Below are 15,591 nucleotides of genomic sequence, written 5' to 3'. Positions count from 1 at the left end.
TGAACGGTTTCCGCTCGGTCGCCCCGTCCCCGTAGGGTTCCTACGTCAGACCGGTCGTAGGGAGTCGTACGTTGGCCAAGCTCACGCTCGCGCAGTTGGAGCGGCATCTGTTCGCCGCCGCGGACATCCTCCGCGGCACGATGGATGCCTCCGAGTACAAGGACTACATCTTCGGTCTGCTCTTCCTGAAGCGGGCCAACGATGAGTTCGAGGCCGCCACTAACCGGATCAGGGAGCATGTCGCCGAGGAACTCGATCTCACTGGCGAGGCGCTGGACAGCTACATGGACGAACCTGCCGCGTACAGCGACCGCGACGTGCTGTTCGTGCCGCAGGACGCCCGCTGGGAGCGGATCTCCTCGGCTACCCACAACATCACCGAGGAACGACTGCGCCCGGCCCTCCAAGCGCTGGAGGCGCAGAACGACAAGCTCAAGGGCCTGTTTGACCACCTCGACTTCAACCGGATCGGAGGATCCGGCGCGGCGTCGGGCGCGGCAAAGCTCGCAGACCAGCGGCTGAAGCTGCTGATCGCCCACTTCGGGCGCATCCGGCTGCGGACCGACGACTTCGAGTTCCCCGACCTGATCGGGGCCGCGTACGAGTACCTGATCAAGGAATTCGCCGACTCGGCTGGTCGTAAGGGCGGCGAGTTCTACACTCCGCGAGCCGTCGTCCGGATGATGGTCGAGCTGCTCCGCCCCCGGCAGGGAATGCGTATCTACGACCCGTGCGTCGGCTCGGGAGGCATGCTCATCCATGCCAAGGAGTACGTGGAGGAGCACGGCGGCGACACCACGGACATGTACTTCGCCGGCCAGGACGCCAACAGCGGCTCCTGGATCATGTCGACGATGAACATGGTGCTGCACGGCGTGCGCCGCTTCGACCTGCACACCGGGGACACACTCTCCGAGCCGGCGCTGGTTCCGGAGTCCGACACGAAGCGCTTTGACGGTGTTCTCAGTAACCCGCCGTTCTCTATGGACTATGTGTTTGACGAGCTCAGGTTCAGTGCTCAGCGCGCTGCGTACGGCGCCACGAGCGAGCGAGGCAAGGCCGACCTGATGTTCCTCCAGCACATGCTCTGGATGACCAAGCGGGAGGGACGCGGCGGCATGGTCATCACGGTCATGCCGCACGGTGTGCTGTTCCGCGGGGGCGGCGAGCAGGAGATCCGCACCAAGCTCCTTGATGACGATGTGATCGAGGCGGTCATCGGCCTCGCCCCGAACCTCTTCTACGGCACCGGCATCCCCGCCTGCATCCTGATTCTGCGCCCGCCGGGCAAGAAGGACCCCGCACGGGGGGGGAAGGTGCTGTTCATCAACGCGGATCGGGAGTACCGCAAGGAGTCGGCGCAGAACGTCCTGCTGCCGGAGCACGCGGAGAAGATCACCTCCACCTTTCACGCGTACGCAGAGGTGCCGGGCTTCTCGCGGTTGGTGAGCCGTGAGGAACTGCGCGACAACGGCGACAACCTCAACATCCGCCGCTATGTGGACAACACGCCGCCGCCGGAGCCGCAGGACGTGAGGGCGCATCTGGTGGGCGGAATGCCCCGCGCGGAGATCGAGGCCAAGAAGGAACTGCTCGACGGGTACGGGGTGAGCCTGGCCGACCTCTTCGCCGAGCGTGACCCGATCGACCCGGAGTACGTCGACTTCCTGCCTGAGGGACAGCGCCCGGACGCCGCCCGGCTGTCGGAACTGGCTCGCCCGCGTGAGGGAGCGCTGCAGGGTGTGTTCCAGGAATGGTGGGAAGCGGAGGTCCAGCGCCTGGAGGCGGTGACCGCGACTCCCGAGCGGCTTGCGGACCTGACCCCCTCGGACCGCAAGGCCGCGTTGATGGCCGTGCGCGGCGAGCTGATCGAGTCGTTCGTTGAACGCTTGGGCCGCGTCGGGCTGCTGGACCAGCACGCGCTCGCGGGCGTGGTCGCCGGCTGGTGGTACGAGGCCAAGTACGACCTGCTCGCGCTCTCCGAGAACGGGTTCGCGGGCGTCCTGGACGGCTGGGTCGAGAACGTCGAGACGCTGCTCGCCCCTGAGCAGGACCCGAAGACCCGCAAGCTGCGCAAGCGCACGGCCGCCGAGCGGCGCCAGGCGTACGATCACAAGGTGGTCGCGGCGATCCTTCCGGACTTCCTGGAGGAGCTGGCTGCGGCGGACGCGCGGAAGGCGGAGCTGGACGCGCGGTGGAAGGAACTCAACGCGGAGCCGGAGCCGTCGGAGGACGGTGAGGGCGGGGGCGAGGAGGGCAGCGACGCCCCCACGCGGGAGGAAGTCGTGCTGAACGCCGAGCAGTTGGCGGAGCTGGCTTGGGTGAAGAAGGAACGCACGAAGGCGGGCGCTGTGATCAAGCGCCTGGAGGCGGAGTTCTGGTTCCCGTGGCGGAGTGATCCGCCGAAGTTGGGCGAGGAGCCGCCGAGGTTGTTCCGGGCACGGGAGGCGCTGGACGCGGAAGGGGAGCGGCGCGTGGTGTTGGACCTGCTGCGGGACGATCTGGTGGCGAAGCTGGACGGACACATGATGCGCGGGCGGTGGGAGTTGGCGGAGACGTACGGGGTCTGGGAGGACAAGTACGCGGTGTCGTTGCGAGAGATCCGGGCCGAGCGGGAGAAGGCGGCGGCGACGATGGACGGGTTCCTGAAGGGCCTGGGCTATGCGGACTGATGCTGCACGTGATTGGCCGACTCGCTGCCTTATGGATGTGGTCAGTCTGCCTACCGGGCAAGTCGACCCACGTGTTGAGCCATATCGAAGCGGCATATTGCTCGCTCCGGATCATGTGGAATCGGCTACCGGGAGGATTCTAAAGCGCGAAACGGCAGCCGAGCAGGGTGCTGCGAGCGGTAAGTATCTGGTCCGGCCCGGGGATGTAGTGTTCAGCAAGATTCGACCCGCTCTTCGCAAAGTCGCACTGGCTGACTTTTCGGGAGTCTGCTCGGCAGACATGTATCCTTTGAGGCCCAAGGAGGATATCCTGGGGGGATTCCTGGCGACTGTTCTCTTGGGGGAAAGATTCTCGGCATACGTAGCGAGTATTTCTGGGCGAACTGGCATTCCGAAAGTCAATAGAGCCGACTTGGCGGGATTCTTCTTTGTGGTCCCCCCATTGTCCGAGCAGCGGCGGATCGTTGAGGTTGTCGACGCATTCTCGGCGCAGGAGCGTGCAATCGAAATGTCGATCCAGAAGCTACGGAGTGCGCGACAGGGCGCCCTGCTGGCTGCCATGCCCTCCATTGAGGGCGGGGATCTCCCTCGGGGGTGGACTCGGGTGCCACTCAAGGACGTGGTGCCCAAGGCGGAATACGGTATCTCTAACGCTCTCGATCAGGACCCCAGAGGCGTTCCGGTTCTTCGGATGAACAACCTCAGCAACGGCAGGCCGGAACTGTCTGACTTGAGGTACAGCTCAATGCCAATTCCTGTAGAGCTTGAGCTTCGCCGTGGGGACGTATTGTTCAATCGGACGAACAGTATTGACCATGTCGGAAAGTCTGGCATGTGGCGCTCAGAGATTCCCCGAGCCGCGTTCGCCTCGTACCTGGTGCGCATCAACCCGGATGAGACTCGCTTGATTCCCGAATACCTGGTCGAGTGGCTGATGCATCCGCTGATCCGTCAACGCGTCAAGTCAATCTCTACCGTTGCGGTTCAGCAGGTGAACGTAAATCCAACTCGGCTGCGTGAGCTGGAAATCGATATGCCGGTTGATCTGGTCGAGCAGCGTCGGATCATTGACTTGCTCTACTCGTGCGATGGGCAAATTCAAAGTGAGCATGCGGAGCTGAAAAAGATTCGCATGCTCAAATTGGGCCTCGTGGATGACTTGTTGACTGGAAGTTCATGAAGAGGGCGGAGCTGGTCATTCGGACCATTCTTGGCTGGCTCGGATCGGGAACCCTCCGTCTTTGAGGGACGTGATGAATCATGACCAGGCGTCCGCCGGGAAGACCAGGGTAGGGCTGCGCGGGTTCTTGGAGTCACGGGCGGGGATTCCTGACCGTTAGCCGTCCAGCACTGGTGTCCGCCTACGCCGACCCCGAGGAGAGCGCCCCGTCCCCGCCGGAGGCCTGAACCGCCTGAACCACCAGGCCCGCTGTACTCCCATTCGTTCGAACACTCCCGCCGAACCCGACCGATGGCGCAGAATGGATCACCTGGGCGGCAATTGGAGGGGAAAGGCGCGTGCATGGCAGTGCAGACCGAACGGGACGAGGTGGAGCGGCCCATCGTCGCGCAGCTCCAGGCGATGGGGTGGCGCCACGCCCCCGGTACGGAGGTCGGCACGCTCGACGTCGAGACGCCGCTGCTCGTGGACGAGTTGGGTGAGGCCCTGCGCCGGATCAATGTCCGGGCGTCGGACCGCGAGCCGTGGATGGACGGGACCGACGTCAAACGGTCCATCGCCGAACTGGTGTCTGCCTCCCTCGGAAAGGGCGTCGCGCAGGCCAACTTCGACGCCACTGACCTGCTGCTCAGCGGACTCGTCCTCACCGGCCCGTCCGCCGCGCACGGCGGGGCGTCGGCCACCGTGCAATACATCGAATGGCACGAGGAGCGGGCCGCACTTAACGAGTTCACCGTCGTCGACCAGCTCCGCGTCCGGAACCGGTCCGGGGAGGTGTCGGTCCTCGACATCGTCCTGTTCGTGAACGGCATCCCGCTCGTCGCCGTCGAGTGCAAGAGTCCTGATCTCGCCGATCCGATCCGCAGTGCCGTGCTCGATCTACGGCACTACGCCGGCGACCCCGTCGCCGACGACGAACGGGACGACGCCGCGCTGTTCATCCCGGCCGGGGTCCCGGAGCTCTTCCGAACCGTGCAGCTGCTAGTCGCCGCGACCGCGGAGAGCGCGTACCTGGGCACTGTCACGTCCACGCCCGATCACTTTCACCCCTGGCGGAGCATCGAGCCGCAGAGTGAGGCGACGCTGAGGGCGGAGCTGCCTGACCACATCGGCAAGCTGAACGAGCGACACAAGCTCGTCGGGGTCGTCCTGCGTCCCGCAGCGCTTCTCAACGTCGTACGCCACTACATCATCCCGCTCCCGGTCGAGACCGAATCCGGAGGGACCCGGACGGTCAAGGCCGTCGCCCGGCACCAGCAGTACCGGGCGACGGAGAAGTCCGTACACAGGCTGCTCACCGGCAGGACGCGCGGCGACTCTGTGGCCGACGACGAGCGTGGCGGGATCATCTGGCACACCCAGGGCTCTGGCAAGAGCCTGACCATGACGTTTCTCGTGCGCCGGATCCATCTGCACCACCGGCTCAGCGAGTTCATGGTCGTGGTCGTCACCGACCGCACCCAGTTGCAGGACCAGCTCTCCAAGACACTGAAGCTGAGCGAGTCCGACGTCGAGACCGCCGCGACCCGCCCGGAGATGGAGGGACTGCTACGGGACGGTGGGCGGCGGGTCGTCTTCGCGATGATCCAGAAGTACGGAACCGGGTTCACCTTCGCTGCCGAGGCGACGGGCGACGAGGACGACCGGGACCTGGCAGAGGAGTACCAGGAAGCCGCGCGAGCCAGCGTGGGCCGGGAGGCCGACACCCAGCCGCCCGCGGTGAACTTCCCTGAGTGCAATACCTCGTCTGACATCCTGGTCCTGGTCGACGAGGCTCACCGCTCACACACCAACACGCTGCACGCCGCCCTGCGCAAGGCCATTCCCAGGGCGGCGAAGATTGGTTTCACTGGCACGCCGATCATGACGGGCCGGCTGGAGGACACCCGCCGGATCTTCGGCGGCTTCCTCGACACCTACCGGATGGCGGAGGCCGAGCACGATAGGGTCGTCGTCCGCATCCGCTACGAGGGCCGCACCGGTGAGGGCAAGGTCTTCGACAAGGACGGCCTCGACCGGAACTTTGCGGATCTGGTCCGCGACCTCACCGACGACAAGCGAAACGCGCTCCGGCGCTCGCCCACCGCACGCGACGTCGCCGAAACCCAGCCTATGATCCGCGCGAAGGCCGAGGACATGCTGGAGCACTGGGTGACCTGGGTGTTGCCCGGCGGCGGCTTCAAGGCTCAGGTCGCAGCGGTCAGCCGGAAGGCGGCCGTCGAGTACCACCATGCGCTGCGGCTGGCACGCGACGCCCTCCTGACCGAACTCGCCGCATTCGAGCCGGAGTCAGTGGCTGGCCTTCCCCTCGAGAAGCTGCCCCGCCGACAGCGCTACCTCTACCAGGCCCACCAGTACCGCGCCCTCCTGCGCCGCATCGACTTCGTGCCGATCATTTCGCCGGGCGCGGAGCGGAAGCGCCGTGAGTGGTTGCACTGGACGGACAAGGATCGGCAGAAGGCCTACATCGAGCGTTTCCACCAGGCCTTCCCTCACCTGCCGTCCGAGCCGGAGTGGGTCGCCACCACACCCTTCCACGTACCAGCGTCGGACGCGCCGACGACGAGTCCCGCCGGGGACAACCCCTGGTCCAAGGTTGCCTTCGAGCAGCCGCAGACCAAGGAGGCGATTGGGCCCGACCCCGTCCACCCCGAGAGCCCGATCGCCTTCCTCATCGTGAAGTCCATGCTGCTCACGGGCTTCGACGCCCCGCGCGAGCAGGTGCTCTACCTGGACCGGCCGATCCGCGACGCCGAGCTCCTCCAGGCCGTCGCCCGGGTCAACCGGCCGATGCCGGGCAAGGACGTGGGCTACGTCGTCGACTACCACGGAGTCTTCGAGCACCTGTCCGGCGCGCTGGCCGCCTACCAGCAGGCTGACATCGACGACACGATGCGCAGCCTGTCGGAGGAGATCGATGGCCTCGGGCCGGCGGCAGAAGCGGTGCGCACCTACCTGCGTGCGCATGGGGTGACAGAGGCAGACCTCGCCGACCTCGGTCGGTTGGGCTCCGCGGCGCTGGCTTTCGAGGACGAGACGGCGCGGTTCGGGTACGACGAGGTGCTGAACCAGTTCCTCGCCGTGCTGGAACGTGTTCTCCCGCACGAGCACGGCCTCGACTACGTCGCCGACGCCCGGCGCTGGGGGACGCTCCAGAAGCGCATCCGCAGGCTCTACCGGGATGCGCCGGGCGGCGCGTTCACCCTGCGGCGCTACGGTCGCAAGGTCCGCGCGATGATCGCCGACCACCTGGAGGGCCCGGAGATCGAGCAGGTCATCGCGCCCGTTTCGCTCGCCTCGCAGGTCTTCGACGACAGGGTGCGCGCTCTTCCCCCGCGCGAGGCTGCGGCGGAGATGGGGCACGCGCTCCGCTTCCACCTGGAGGAGCGGGTCAAGCGGGAGGACCCGGCGAAATACGCGAAACTCTCCGAACGCCTGGAGGAGATCCTTCGGGAGCTGGCTGGACGTTTCGAGGAGCAGATCGAGGTATTCGGCCCGCTGATCGAACAGGCCCGGCGAGAGGACGAGGAAGACCCGAAGCTTGCGGGGCTCAGCCCGCTGGAGCAGCGGGTCTACCGGCTGCTGGAGCAGTTGATCGCGGAGAATCCGGGAGTCGCGCGGAGGGACGGGGCCACCCGGCCACTCGTCGACGTAGTGTGCGACACGGCCGCGCAGATCATGGTCAAGGTGTCGTTCCAGGGGCAGCACCAGGACCTCGACGCGTTGGCGAACAGCATCCAGAACCAGTTGATAAAGGGCGGTATGCGGCCCGCCGGCTCGGACTGGGCACCCCTGCGGGACATCGCGCAGAGCCTAGCGGCGTATGCGGCGGATAACCGGCGGCAGTTTCTGGGCAGGTTGCGGGGAGAATAGGCCAGGTGATCGCTTTTACCGACAACCGCATGCTCCCGCCTCTTGCCGAAGGAGATCGGCTCACCGTGGACGACCTGGCGCTGCGCGTGCAGGTCAGCGCCCGCCGCAAGCGGTTCGCGCTGACAGTGGAGGCGGACGCCGGGCTGACGCTGCACGCGCCCGAGGGCCGTCAGGCAGGGGACGCAGAGCGGTTCGTCCGCGACCACCGGGCCTGGTTGATGGCCAAGGTCGGCGTGCGTGAGCGGACTCGTCCGCTGAATCCCGCGAAGCGGCTGATCGAGGGCGAGGTCTTCCGCTACCTGGGACGGACGTACCGGCTGGCGATCGTGGCGGACCCGCCTGCCGATGGCAGAGTACGCCTGATCGCTGGGCGGCTGGTCATGGGCAGGGAACAGGCCGAGGACCCGATCCGTGGGCGGGCGGTGCTGGTCGACTGGTACTGCCGAGCCGGTGACGCCTGGGCGGCAGGGAGGCTGCAGCCCTGGGCGGCTCGAATGTCCGTGACCCGGCCGGTGGTGGACGTACGCGATCTTGGCACACGGTGGGGTGTGTACCGGCCTGAGCTGAAGGGGCCCGGGCCGGGTCGTATGAGCCTCGGTTGGCCGCTCTTCCAGCTGCCGATGCACCTGGTGGACTACGTCATCGCACACGAGCTTGCACATGTGCGGGTCCCTGGACATGGTGCCGACTACTGGCGGCTGCTGAGGTCGGCTCTGCCCGAATGTGAGTCCCGTCGCGGGGAGCTCGATGAACTGGGGCGACGCATGTGGATGGGGGACGTGGTTTAGCAGGGGGTGCTCGGTGGCGGTGCCGGGCCTTAAGTTCGATCACGATGATATCGGTATCTGCGCTACCGTCGAGCGGAGCGGACCGGGATAGGCACATTGGGGTGGGCATGGCCAGGACGAACAACGGCGACCTCACAGCAGTTCGACAGGTCGGTCGCATGCTGGATGCGGCGTTCGACGGTCGTATCGACATGTCCGACTTCGAAAGCAATTCTGAGGAGCAGCGCAAGAAGGCATTCCGGTCCCGAGCGCTGGCCGCCCTGGCCGTGCGCATGGTCACCGGTTGGCAGAACACGGACGCAGCGGAAGCGGTCATCGACGGGCGGGACGACCAGGGCATTGACGCCATCGCCGTCACGAGTAGCCCTCCGCATGTCTACCTGGTGCAGGCGAAGTGGAGTGACCAGGGGCGGGCGACAGCTCGAACCGATGCCATCCTCAAGATGTTCGCCGGGCTGAGGCTGATCGATGGGGAAGAGAGTAGCCAGTTCAACCCGCGCGGTCAGCTGTTGGCCGAGCAGGCCAAGGAGGCGATGAGCGAGCAGGCGGTTGGTGTCACGCTGGTCACCGTTCTGATGGGCGCCGAGCCGCCGTCCAGAGAAGTTCTCAATGAGCTGGCCAACGGAGAGCGTGAGTTCAACACTCATGGCGACAGGGTCGACCATCGCTTCCTACACGCTTCGGATGTGTGGAACTGGGCGCGTGCGGACGCCGCACCGGCGCCCGTGACCATGTCGGTGAAGATGGATCCGTGGTTCTCCCTCGACGTACCCCACCAAGCGTTCCAGGGAGTGGTCAAAGCGGAGCAGGTTGCCAGCTGGCTGGACACCCACGGCACCAGACTCTTCGAACTCAATATCCGGAACCCGTTGGACGGCACGCTCGCGAATGAGGAGTTGGTCGCCACACTGACGGATGAACCCTCGTTGTTCTGGTACTTCAACAACGGAATCACCGTGCTCTGTGACACGGTGGATCCGCTGTACGACTCGATGCGAAATCCCCACGGCGGACCGGTGGTTCTTCGGCTCACCGGGGCGAGCGTCGTCAACGGTGCTCAGACGGTCAGAGCGGTCCAACGAGCACTCGAGTCTTCCGATGATCCGGCGACAGCGCGCGTAGGTGTCCGGGTGATCGCGACCGGTGGTGCGACCGACTTCTCCTCGCGCACCACCCGGGCCACCAATCGGCAGAATCAGGTTGGGCCGCGTGATTTCGCCGCCCTGGACCCGGTACAGGCGGAGATCCGTGCCGATCTCCGGGCCGAGCTGGGCAAGTCGTACTCGGTGAAGCGTGGCGAACTGAGCCCGTCACCCGAGACGGGTTGCTCGCTTGATGAGGCGGCTGCTGCCCTTGCCTGTGCCCACCCGAACGCCGAGTATGCAGGCAGGACGGCCAGTTCACTGGACACGTTGTGGGAGCGCGGAAGCAAGGAGACCTACGACATCCTCTTTCGCCCGCAGCCGAGTGCCTTCCAAGTATGGCGCTCTGTCGTGACGATGCGGCTGATCCGTAATGAGCTGCACCGGCTGCGACCCACGTATGAGAAGCTCCCGGCCGCCGTCCTCGAGCACGGTACCTACCTGATGTGTCATTTGGTGTTCCGCCAGTTGGGGACGGACCGGATTGACGACCCGGACCTCGATTGGGAGGGCGACTTTCTGCCCCAGGTGCCCGCGGCCGTCGAGGCGCAGCTTGCCGCACTGGTCGACGTCCTCGAAAAGGGTTACACGTCCCGGGTGCAGGGACTCCTCAGCGATCCCGACAAGTGCCGCGAGCTCGCCGCGAAAGTTGTCGGACTCGGGGCTACGGGTGGGGATACGGCCGGACTAGTCGACCGGTACGGCAAGCAGACTCAGGCGCGAAAGCGGCGACGGCCCAATGCCGTGCCCACGCTGGTCGATCACCAGGCGATCAAGGAGGGGACACCGCTGCGTTTCGTGCCGATGAACTCCATCGAGCAGGAGGCCCTGGCCGACTGGTTGGCGGAGGACGATCGGCGTTCCCGAGTCACTTGGATCAACGACCGGACGAAGCCGCTGCTCTGGGAGGCAGACGGCCTGCGGTACTCGCCTTCCGGGCTGGTCACGCTGATGTGGGGGCAGGCGAGGTGGGAAGAGCGGCCGGTCTCCAACCAGGGGACGGCCCGCTGGCAGACGTTGGAGGGCGTCACTCTGGCAGCACTGGCCTTTGCGCTGCAAGACGGTAATGCCGAGTCTGACTGAGCCTATCTGGGGCACTCCGACACAGCGCCGAGCTGGCGAGTGGTGAGCGGCCGGCAGCTCCAGGTGGGGCCCGGTAGGTGTCACGGCGCGGACCCTTGTAGAGAAGCGACAAGACGGTCGAAACCGTCGTCGAGTCGCTCCCGGCTGCCTCTGGTGGACGGCCGGTGGACGGACGCCTATGGACGGAATGGCACCGGGTGGCACGGGCCAACCTGCCAAACGCACTCTGATCAGCTGAAACATCACGAGACGGCATGGCTCGGCACCGCGCATCACGACCGCCGATGATCTCGTAATGCGTAGGTCGCGGGTTCGAATCCCGCAGGCGGCTCTGTAGAAGCCCCAGGACTCACTCGCCGTGACCTGGGGCTTTTGCGTGTCCGGGGTGGGGTGGCGGGTGGTGCTCCGGAGCTCTGGCGCTCCGCGCTGCGAGGCGGAGCCGGGGCCGTGCAGGTGGTTGCCACAAACAGTGGGCGGGATTTCGGGCTCGTGGTCGTTTAATTCTTTAGTAAACGGATGTTCAAATTCCAAGGAGAACTCTCCGGCCGGAAGCGCGTTGACGCTCGAACGGGGCGCGGGGTAGCGTTTCGACGGGCTGCTCAAGAGGTCTGCGTGACTGGCGAGCATCATCGGAGCCCCGGGTGTTCACGGTTCTTCAAGTCGGTTGAATTCGGAACAGATTGGGTGTCGGGGGCCGACCGGGGCCAGTCGGGGCGGAAGGAGTGGTCCCCGGTGGAATGGGTCGGCAGTTCCGGGGATTTCAGGGCATTCTCATGGGATTCGCCCCCGGTCCGCCTGTCCCGATGCCGGTCGGCATCCAGGGTGCACGGCAAAAACGGGGGAAATGTGGAATATCTCGTACAGGTTTCCCGACCTTCCGGTCGGGCCGGACGGTCGAGTGCAGCGGACCCGGCCGGGGCGGCCCGGGTGGCGGCGGGCGATCTCACGGCCGTGGCCCGGGCCGGTGCCGAGGTGTGGCTGCTCTGCGTTCCGAGTCCGCCCTGCAGGGGCTGGAGAACCTCCGCGCCGGGCACGCCGATGACGTCGGCGCGCGGAGTGCGCGGGTCTCGCTGCTCATCCACCGCCGCCAGGCCGCGGAGCTGATGCGGGAGACCGGCGTCGGCTCCTCTCTTCCGGTCGGAGCCGGCCCCCGATTGCGGACCTCCGCTCAAATCCAGGTCAGGCGCCTGCCGGCCTGGAATCGGTATGCGGGCGGGTCGAGCGGCTTCGGTGGGGCGGTCCCGGTGGGCCGGAGGGCCATTTACTGAAATGATCATGGGGGAACGGTGGAGGTTGACGGCGAATCCCGGTGTCTGCGAAGCTCATTGGTGGGGGATTGTGTACTCCGGCGCTGCTCAAGCCCCTTCCCTGTAAAGGGATTTGATCCGCTCATGGCGAGTCTGCAGGGCCGGTGGGGGAATTTTGCTCATGTCAACTCGTAAAGGTGTTTCACGCGTAGAGGACCTCGAAGTGGCAGATGAAATGTCGCAGGTCTTCGCAGAAATGCAGGCATTGCTCGAATATGCCGTTTCTCAGCGGCAGTTGCAGTGTGCCGCCGAAAACCGCTCACAGTTGGTGCCGGCCGCGGATCTCGGCGGCGCGGGTCGCGCGCTGCGGGAGTGCCTGGCCGCGGCGAAACAGTTGATCGGCATTCTGCTGCCGTCCGATCCCGAGTCCATCGAGCTGATCGAATCGGCGGTCCGCGACTGCGGCGGCCTGGCCGACGGGGTCCGGCTGCAGGTCCTCTGCTCGCGGGAGGTCGCCGAGCTGAAGCGGTTCGGCGAGTACAAGGACGCGTGTTCGGCGTTCGACTTCCGGGTCACCGATGCTCCCGTGCACGGGGCGGTCCTGGTCGACGGGGAGGTGGCGCTGATGCAGTCGTCGCCGGGTGACGGAGCGGGAACGGAGGCGACCCTGGTCCGCTCCCCGGCCGTGGTGCGGACGCTGAACGCGCTGTTCGCCGGCGCCTGGCGGCGGGCCACACCGCTGGTGAGCGAGCGGTTCCGCAACGGATTCGCCAAGGAGGTGCTGCGCTGCCTCAGCGAGGGGTACACCGACGAGGCGGCCGCGCGGGAGCTGTGCGTCTCGACCCGTACCTACCGCAGGCACGTGGCGGACCTGATGGGAGCGCTTGGCGCCAACTCCCGCTTCCAGGCCGGCATCATCGCGGCCGAGTTCGGACTGCAGCCGACCGGCGTGGTCACCCGACGGGTGCCCTGACCGACGGTGCACTGACTGACGGTGCCCGGGCCGGCGGCCCGGGCACCTGCCGTTGCCCGGAGCGGTGGAGCTGCGCGTGTTCCGGATCTCCCCGCCCGCCGTACAGCAGAGCGGCCGGGTCGGTGTGGAGTCCTTGCCCGGGCGACGGGGCGGGCCATCCCCATCCGATCCCATCCGATCCCAGGCATACATGCGGGGGAACCGGGGAAGCCTTCGGCGGGCCGGGACCGGCTCCCGGGCGACGGGGTGCGGGCCGCCCGAGTCCGCAAGCTGTCAAAAACCACGCCGAAACCCGGAACCGGGGCCGTCCGGTGTCAACTTCCGGACTCCGCCATGGTCGTGGGCCGCCCGCCTGGCCTAGCGTCGATCCTGCTCCTGACGGGGCCCACGGCGAAATTCCGTGGTGTTTTCACCGGGGCGGAATCACGCGAGCGGCGCCCCGTGAACGGGGGATTCGATGGAGTGGAAAACTCCCAAGGGGATGGCTGACGGCGACGTCGTGGTCACCGGCCTCGGGGCGGTGAGCGGCCTGGGCGGCTCGGTCGGGGCGCTGTGGGCCGGGCTCCTGGCCGCCGACCGCCGGCCCGATCAGGCACCCGGGGACTACGGGCCGGGGGAGCGCCCCCCGGTCTATCTGCTGGACCCGTCGGCCGCGGGCCGCGAGCGTGCTTCGGACCGGTCTCCCGGCCGGGCCGGGCAGGCGGCCGTCGACGCCGTCGGGCAGGCCCTGGCGGATGCCGGACTGCGCCCCGGCGAGCTGACCGAGCTGGGGCTCACCGTGGGAACCACGCTGGGCGACATCGACTTGGTGGAGAACGCGGAGCCGGGCGCAGCGCCGCCCGGAGGCGCCTACCGGGTGTCCGCTGCGGTGGCCGCCCGGCATCGGCTCTGGGGTCCCAACCAGACGTTGAGCACCGCCTGTTCGGCCGGCCTCTACGCGGTGATCCGGGCCTGGGAGCTGATCGGGAGCGGCGCGGCGGAGGTGGTCGTCGCCTGCGGTACGGACAGCTACTCGCGGGTCGCGCTCGCCGCCCTGGACCGGTTCGGCCTGGTCGACCCGGAGCTCTGCCGGCCGTTCGACGCGGCCCGGCAGGGCATGGTGACCGGCGAAGGAGCGGCCGCCGTGGTGCTGGAGTCCGCCGCGCACGCGCGCCGGCGTGGTGCGCCGGTCCATGCCGTGCTGGGCCGCGCGGGGGTGAGCTGCGACGGCCACCACCCGACCGCGCCGGAGCCCGGCGGCGCCCAGCTGGGCCGGGCGATCGCCGCCGCCCTCGACGGTGCGGGCGGGCCGGTCGGGGCGGTGGTGCCGCACCGGGCCGGGATCGCCGTGAACGACGCGGTGGAGACCGCGGCGATCGCGCGGGCGCTCGGTGCCGCGGCGGCGACCACGCCGGTGTTCGGTATCAAGGCGGTGCTCGGGCACACGGCCGGGGCGGCCGGCCTGTTCGCCTGCGTGGCAGCTGTTCTGATGCTCCGTCATCGCACCGTCCCGCCGAACGCGCACGTCTCGGTGCCGGATCCGGACTGCCCGCTGCAACTGCCGGTGGGAGCGGTTCTGCCACTGGTGCACCCGCGGGTGCTGGTCAGCGCCACCGGCTTCGGCGGCAACAACGCCGCGCTGGTCCTGGAGGCGGCCCGGTGAGCATCGTCGTCAGCGGCCAGGGACTGCTGGTGCCGGGCGTCCGGGGGCCGGCCGACCTCGCCCGGCCGGACGCCGCGCCGGCGGCACCCGCGCAGGACTGGTTCGACCCGGTCGCGCACCTGGGGCGGCGCGGCTGGAAGTACCTCAGCCCGGCCACCCGCTACCTGCTCGCGGCGGCCAACGCCGCCCTCGGCCGGACCCACGGCGACCCGGCCGCCGAGGGCCGGCGCGCCGATCGGTTCGGCATCTCGGTGGGCACCCACCACGCCATCGGCGCGCTGCACGTGCGGCTGGACGAAGAGGTCCGCCGGGACGGGGCGGCCGGTCTGAGCCCGGCCGAACTGCCGGGCTTCTCGGTCAACATGCCGGCCAGTCAGGCGGCGATCTCGCTCGGCTGCCGGGCCTTCTCGGTGACCCTGACCAACCCGGTCGTCGCGGGCCTGGAGGCGGTGGTGTTCGGCGCCGACGCACTGCGCCGGGGCCGGGCCGACCGGGTTCTCGCGGGGGCCACCGAGGCCGCGCCGGCGGCCGGGGGCCCGCCGTACGACGGCGCGGCCGCCCTGGTCCTGGACGTGGTGGGGCACGGTGCGGCGGCCGGGCGCCCGGAGCTCCTCGGCGGGCTGTCCAGATTCGTCCCAACCGGTGCGGACGGAGGGCCCGATCCCGCCGCGGCCCGCGCCGCCGCCGCACAGGTGGCGGCGCTGGCCGCCCGGGCGGGTGGCGCCGGGCGGATCGGCTACGCGTTCTGCGGCCCGCCCGGAACCCGGCTGCTGGACGAGGCGGTCCGGCACGCACTGGAGAGCGCCGGCACCAGGGCCGAACCGGTGCCTTCGACGGGGGCCGACGCGCGCTTCGGCACCACTTCGGGCCTGCTGCGACTGGCGGCCCTGCTCGGCCGGCCCGAACCGGGCCTCACCGTGGCGGTCTCCGCCGACGGCCACCTCAGCGCCGTGGTGGCCCGGGGCGCCGACTGAGCGCTTCTCGACACACC

Annotated in this window: 9 protein-coding genes; 8 read left to right on the top strand and 1 reads right to left on the bottom strand. The window is 68.0% G+C overall.

Features of this window, described 5'->3' with window-relative positions; translation table 11 throughout:
* Nucleotides 1-71: 71 nt before the first annotated feature.
* Both J5Y04_RS37055 and J5Y04_RS37050 read left to right on the top strand, forming a co-directional pair.
* Nucleotides 72-2,672, top strand: a complete 2,601-nt coding sequence (locus J5Y04_RS37055) for a class I SAM-dependent DNA methyltransferase (RefSeq protein ID WP_209416936.1) — start codon at nucleotides 72-74, stop codon at nucleotides 2,670-2,672.
* The gene (locus J5Y04_RS37050; protein WP_256463612.1) at nucleotides 2,662-3,852 is read left to right on the top strand and encodes a restriction endonuclease subunit S; all 1,191 of its coding nucleotides are present in this window, start codon (nucleotides 2,662-2,664) and stop codon (nucleotides 3,850-3,852) included. Before J5Y04_RS37055 ends, J5Y04_RS37050 begins: the two co-directional genes overlap by 11 nt.
* 78 nt (nucleotides 3,853-3,930) lie before the next feature.
* On the opposite strand, the gene J5Y04_RS43075 is transcribed toward J5Y04_RS37050, so the two are convergent.
* Nucleotides 3,931-3,999: a DUF397 domain-containing protein gene (locus tag J5Y04_RS43075; RefSeq protein WP_307853497.1), complete on the bottom strand. Its 69-nt coding sequence runs from the start codon at nucleotides 3,997-3,999 to the stop codon at nucleotides 3,931-3,933.
* 195 nt (nucleotides 4,000-4,194) lie between these two features.
* Here J5Y04_RS43075 and J5Y04_RS37040 point away from each other — a divergent pair, with 195 nt between their 5' ends.
* From J5Y04_RS37040 to J5Y04_RS37015, 6 genes are all read left to right on the top strand, one after another.
* Nucleotides 4,195-7,725 (top strand): type I restriction endonuclease subunit R, encoded by a 3,531-nt coding sequence (locus J5Y04_RS37040; protein ID WP_209416934.1) that lies wholly within the window; start codon nucleotides 4,195-4,197, stop codon nucleotides 7,723-7,725.
* A 5-nt stretch (nucleotides 7,726-7,730) separates the two neighbouring features.
* Entirely contained in the window at nucleotides 7,731-8,513 is a 783-nt protein-coding gene (locus tag J5Y04_RS37035; RefSeq protein WP_307853493.1) for a SprT family zinc-dependent metalloprotease, read from the top strand.
* Nucleotides 8,514-8,620: 107 nt separating this feature from the next.
* A complete protein-coding gene (locus tag J5Y04_RS37030) occupies nucleotides 8,621-10,738 on the top strand; it encodes an AIPR family protein (protein ID WP_209416933.1) in 2,118 nt (705 codons plus the stop codon).
* A gap of 1,482 nt (nucleotides 10,739-12,220) precedes the next feature.
* Nucleotides 12,221-12,958, top strand: coding sequence for a helix-turn-helix transcriptional regulator (locus J5Y04_RS37025; protein WP_209416932.1), 738 nt, complete (start codon nucleotides 12,221-12,223; stop codon nucleotides 12,956-12,958).
* A 481-nt stretch (nucleotides 12,959-13,439) separates the two neighbouring features.
* Nucleotides 13,440-14,600: a beta-ketoacyl synthase N-terminal-like domain-containing protein gene (locus tag J5Y04_RS37020; RefSeq protein ID WP_209416931.1), complete on the top strand. Its 1,161-nt coding sequence runs from the start codon at nucleotides 13,440-13,442 to the stop codon at nucleotides 14,598-14,600.
* On the top strand, nucleotides 14,597-15,574 hold the full coding sequence (locus J5Y04_RS37015; RefSeq protein WP_209416930.1) for a beta-ketoacyl synthase N-terminal-like domain-containing protein: 978 nt from the start codon (nucleotides 14,597-14,599) through the stop codon (nucleotides 15,572-15,574). Before J5Y04_RS37020 ends, J5Y04_RS37015 begins: the two co-directional genes overlap by 4 nt.
* Nucleotides 15,575-15,591: the final 17 nt, after the last annotated feature.

This window comes from Kitasatospora sp. RG8, from assembly GCF_017813315.1.
In the GTDB taxonomy this organism is placed as follows: Bacteria; Actinomycetota; Actinomycetes; order Streptomycetales; family Streptomycetaceae; genus Kitasatospora.
This window is presented reverse-complemented; position numbering and strand designations above follow the sequence as displayed.

Excerpts from the sequence above, each read along its gene's own strand:
- J5Y04_RS37050 (WP_256463612.1), top strand. The coding sequence starts at position 2,662 with ATGCGGACTGATGCTGCACGTGATTGGCCGACTCGCTGCCTTATGGAT.
- J5Y04_RS37040 (WP_209416934.1), top strand. The coding sequence starts at position 4,195 with ATGGCAGTGCAGACCGAACGGGACGAGGTGGAGCGGCCCATCGTCGCG.
- J5Y04_RS37030 (WP_209416933.1), top strand. The coding sequence starts at position 8,621 with ATGGCCAGGACGAACAACGGCGACCTCACAGCAGTTCGACAGGTCGGT.
- J5Y04_RS37025 (WP_209416932.1), top strand. The coding sequence starts at position 12,221 with ATGTCGCAGGTCTTCGCAGAAATGCAGGCATTGCTCGAATATGCCGTT.
- J5Y04_RS37020 (WP_209416931.1), top strand. The coding sequence starts at position 13,440 with ATGGCTGACGGCGACGTCGTGGTCACCGGCCTCGGGGCGGTGAGCGGC.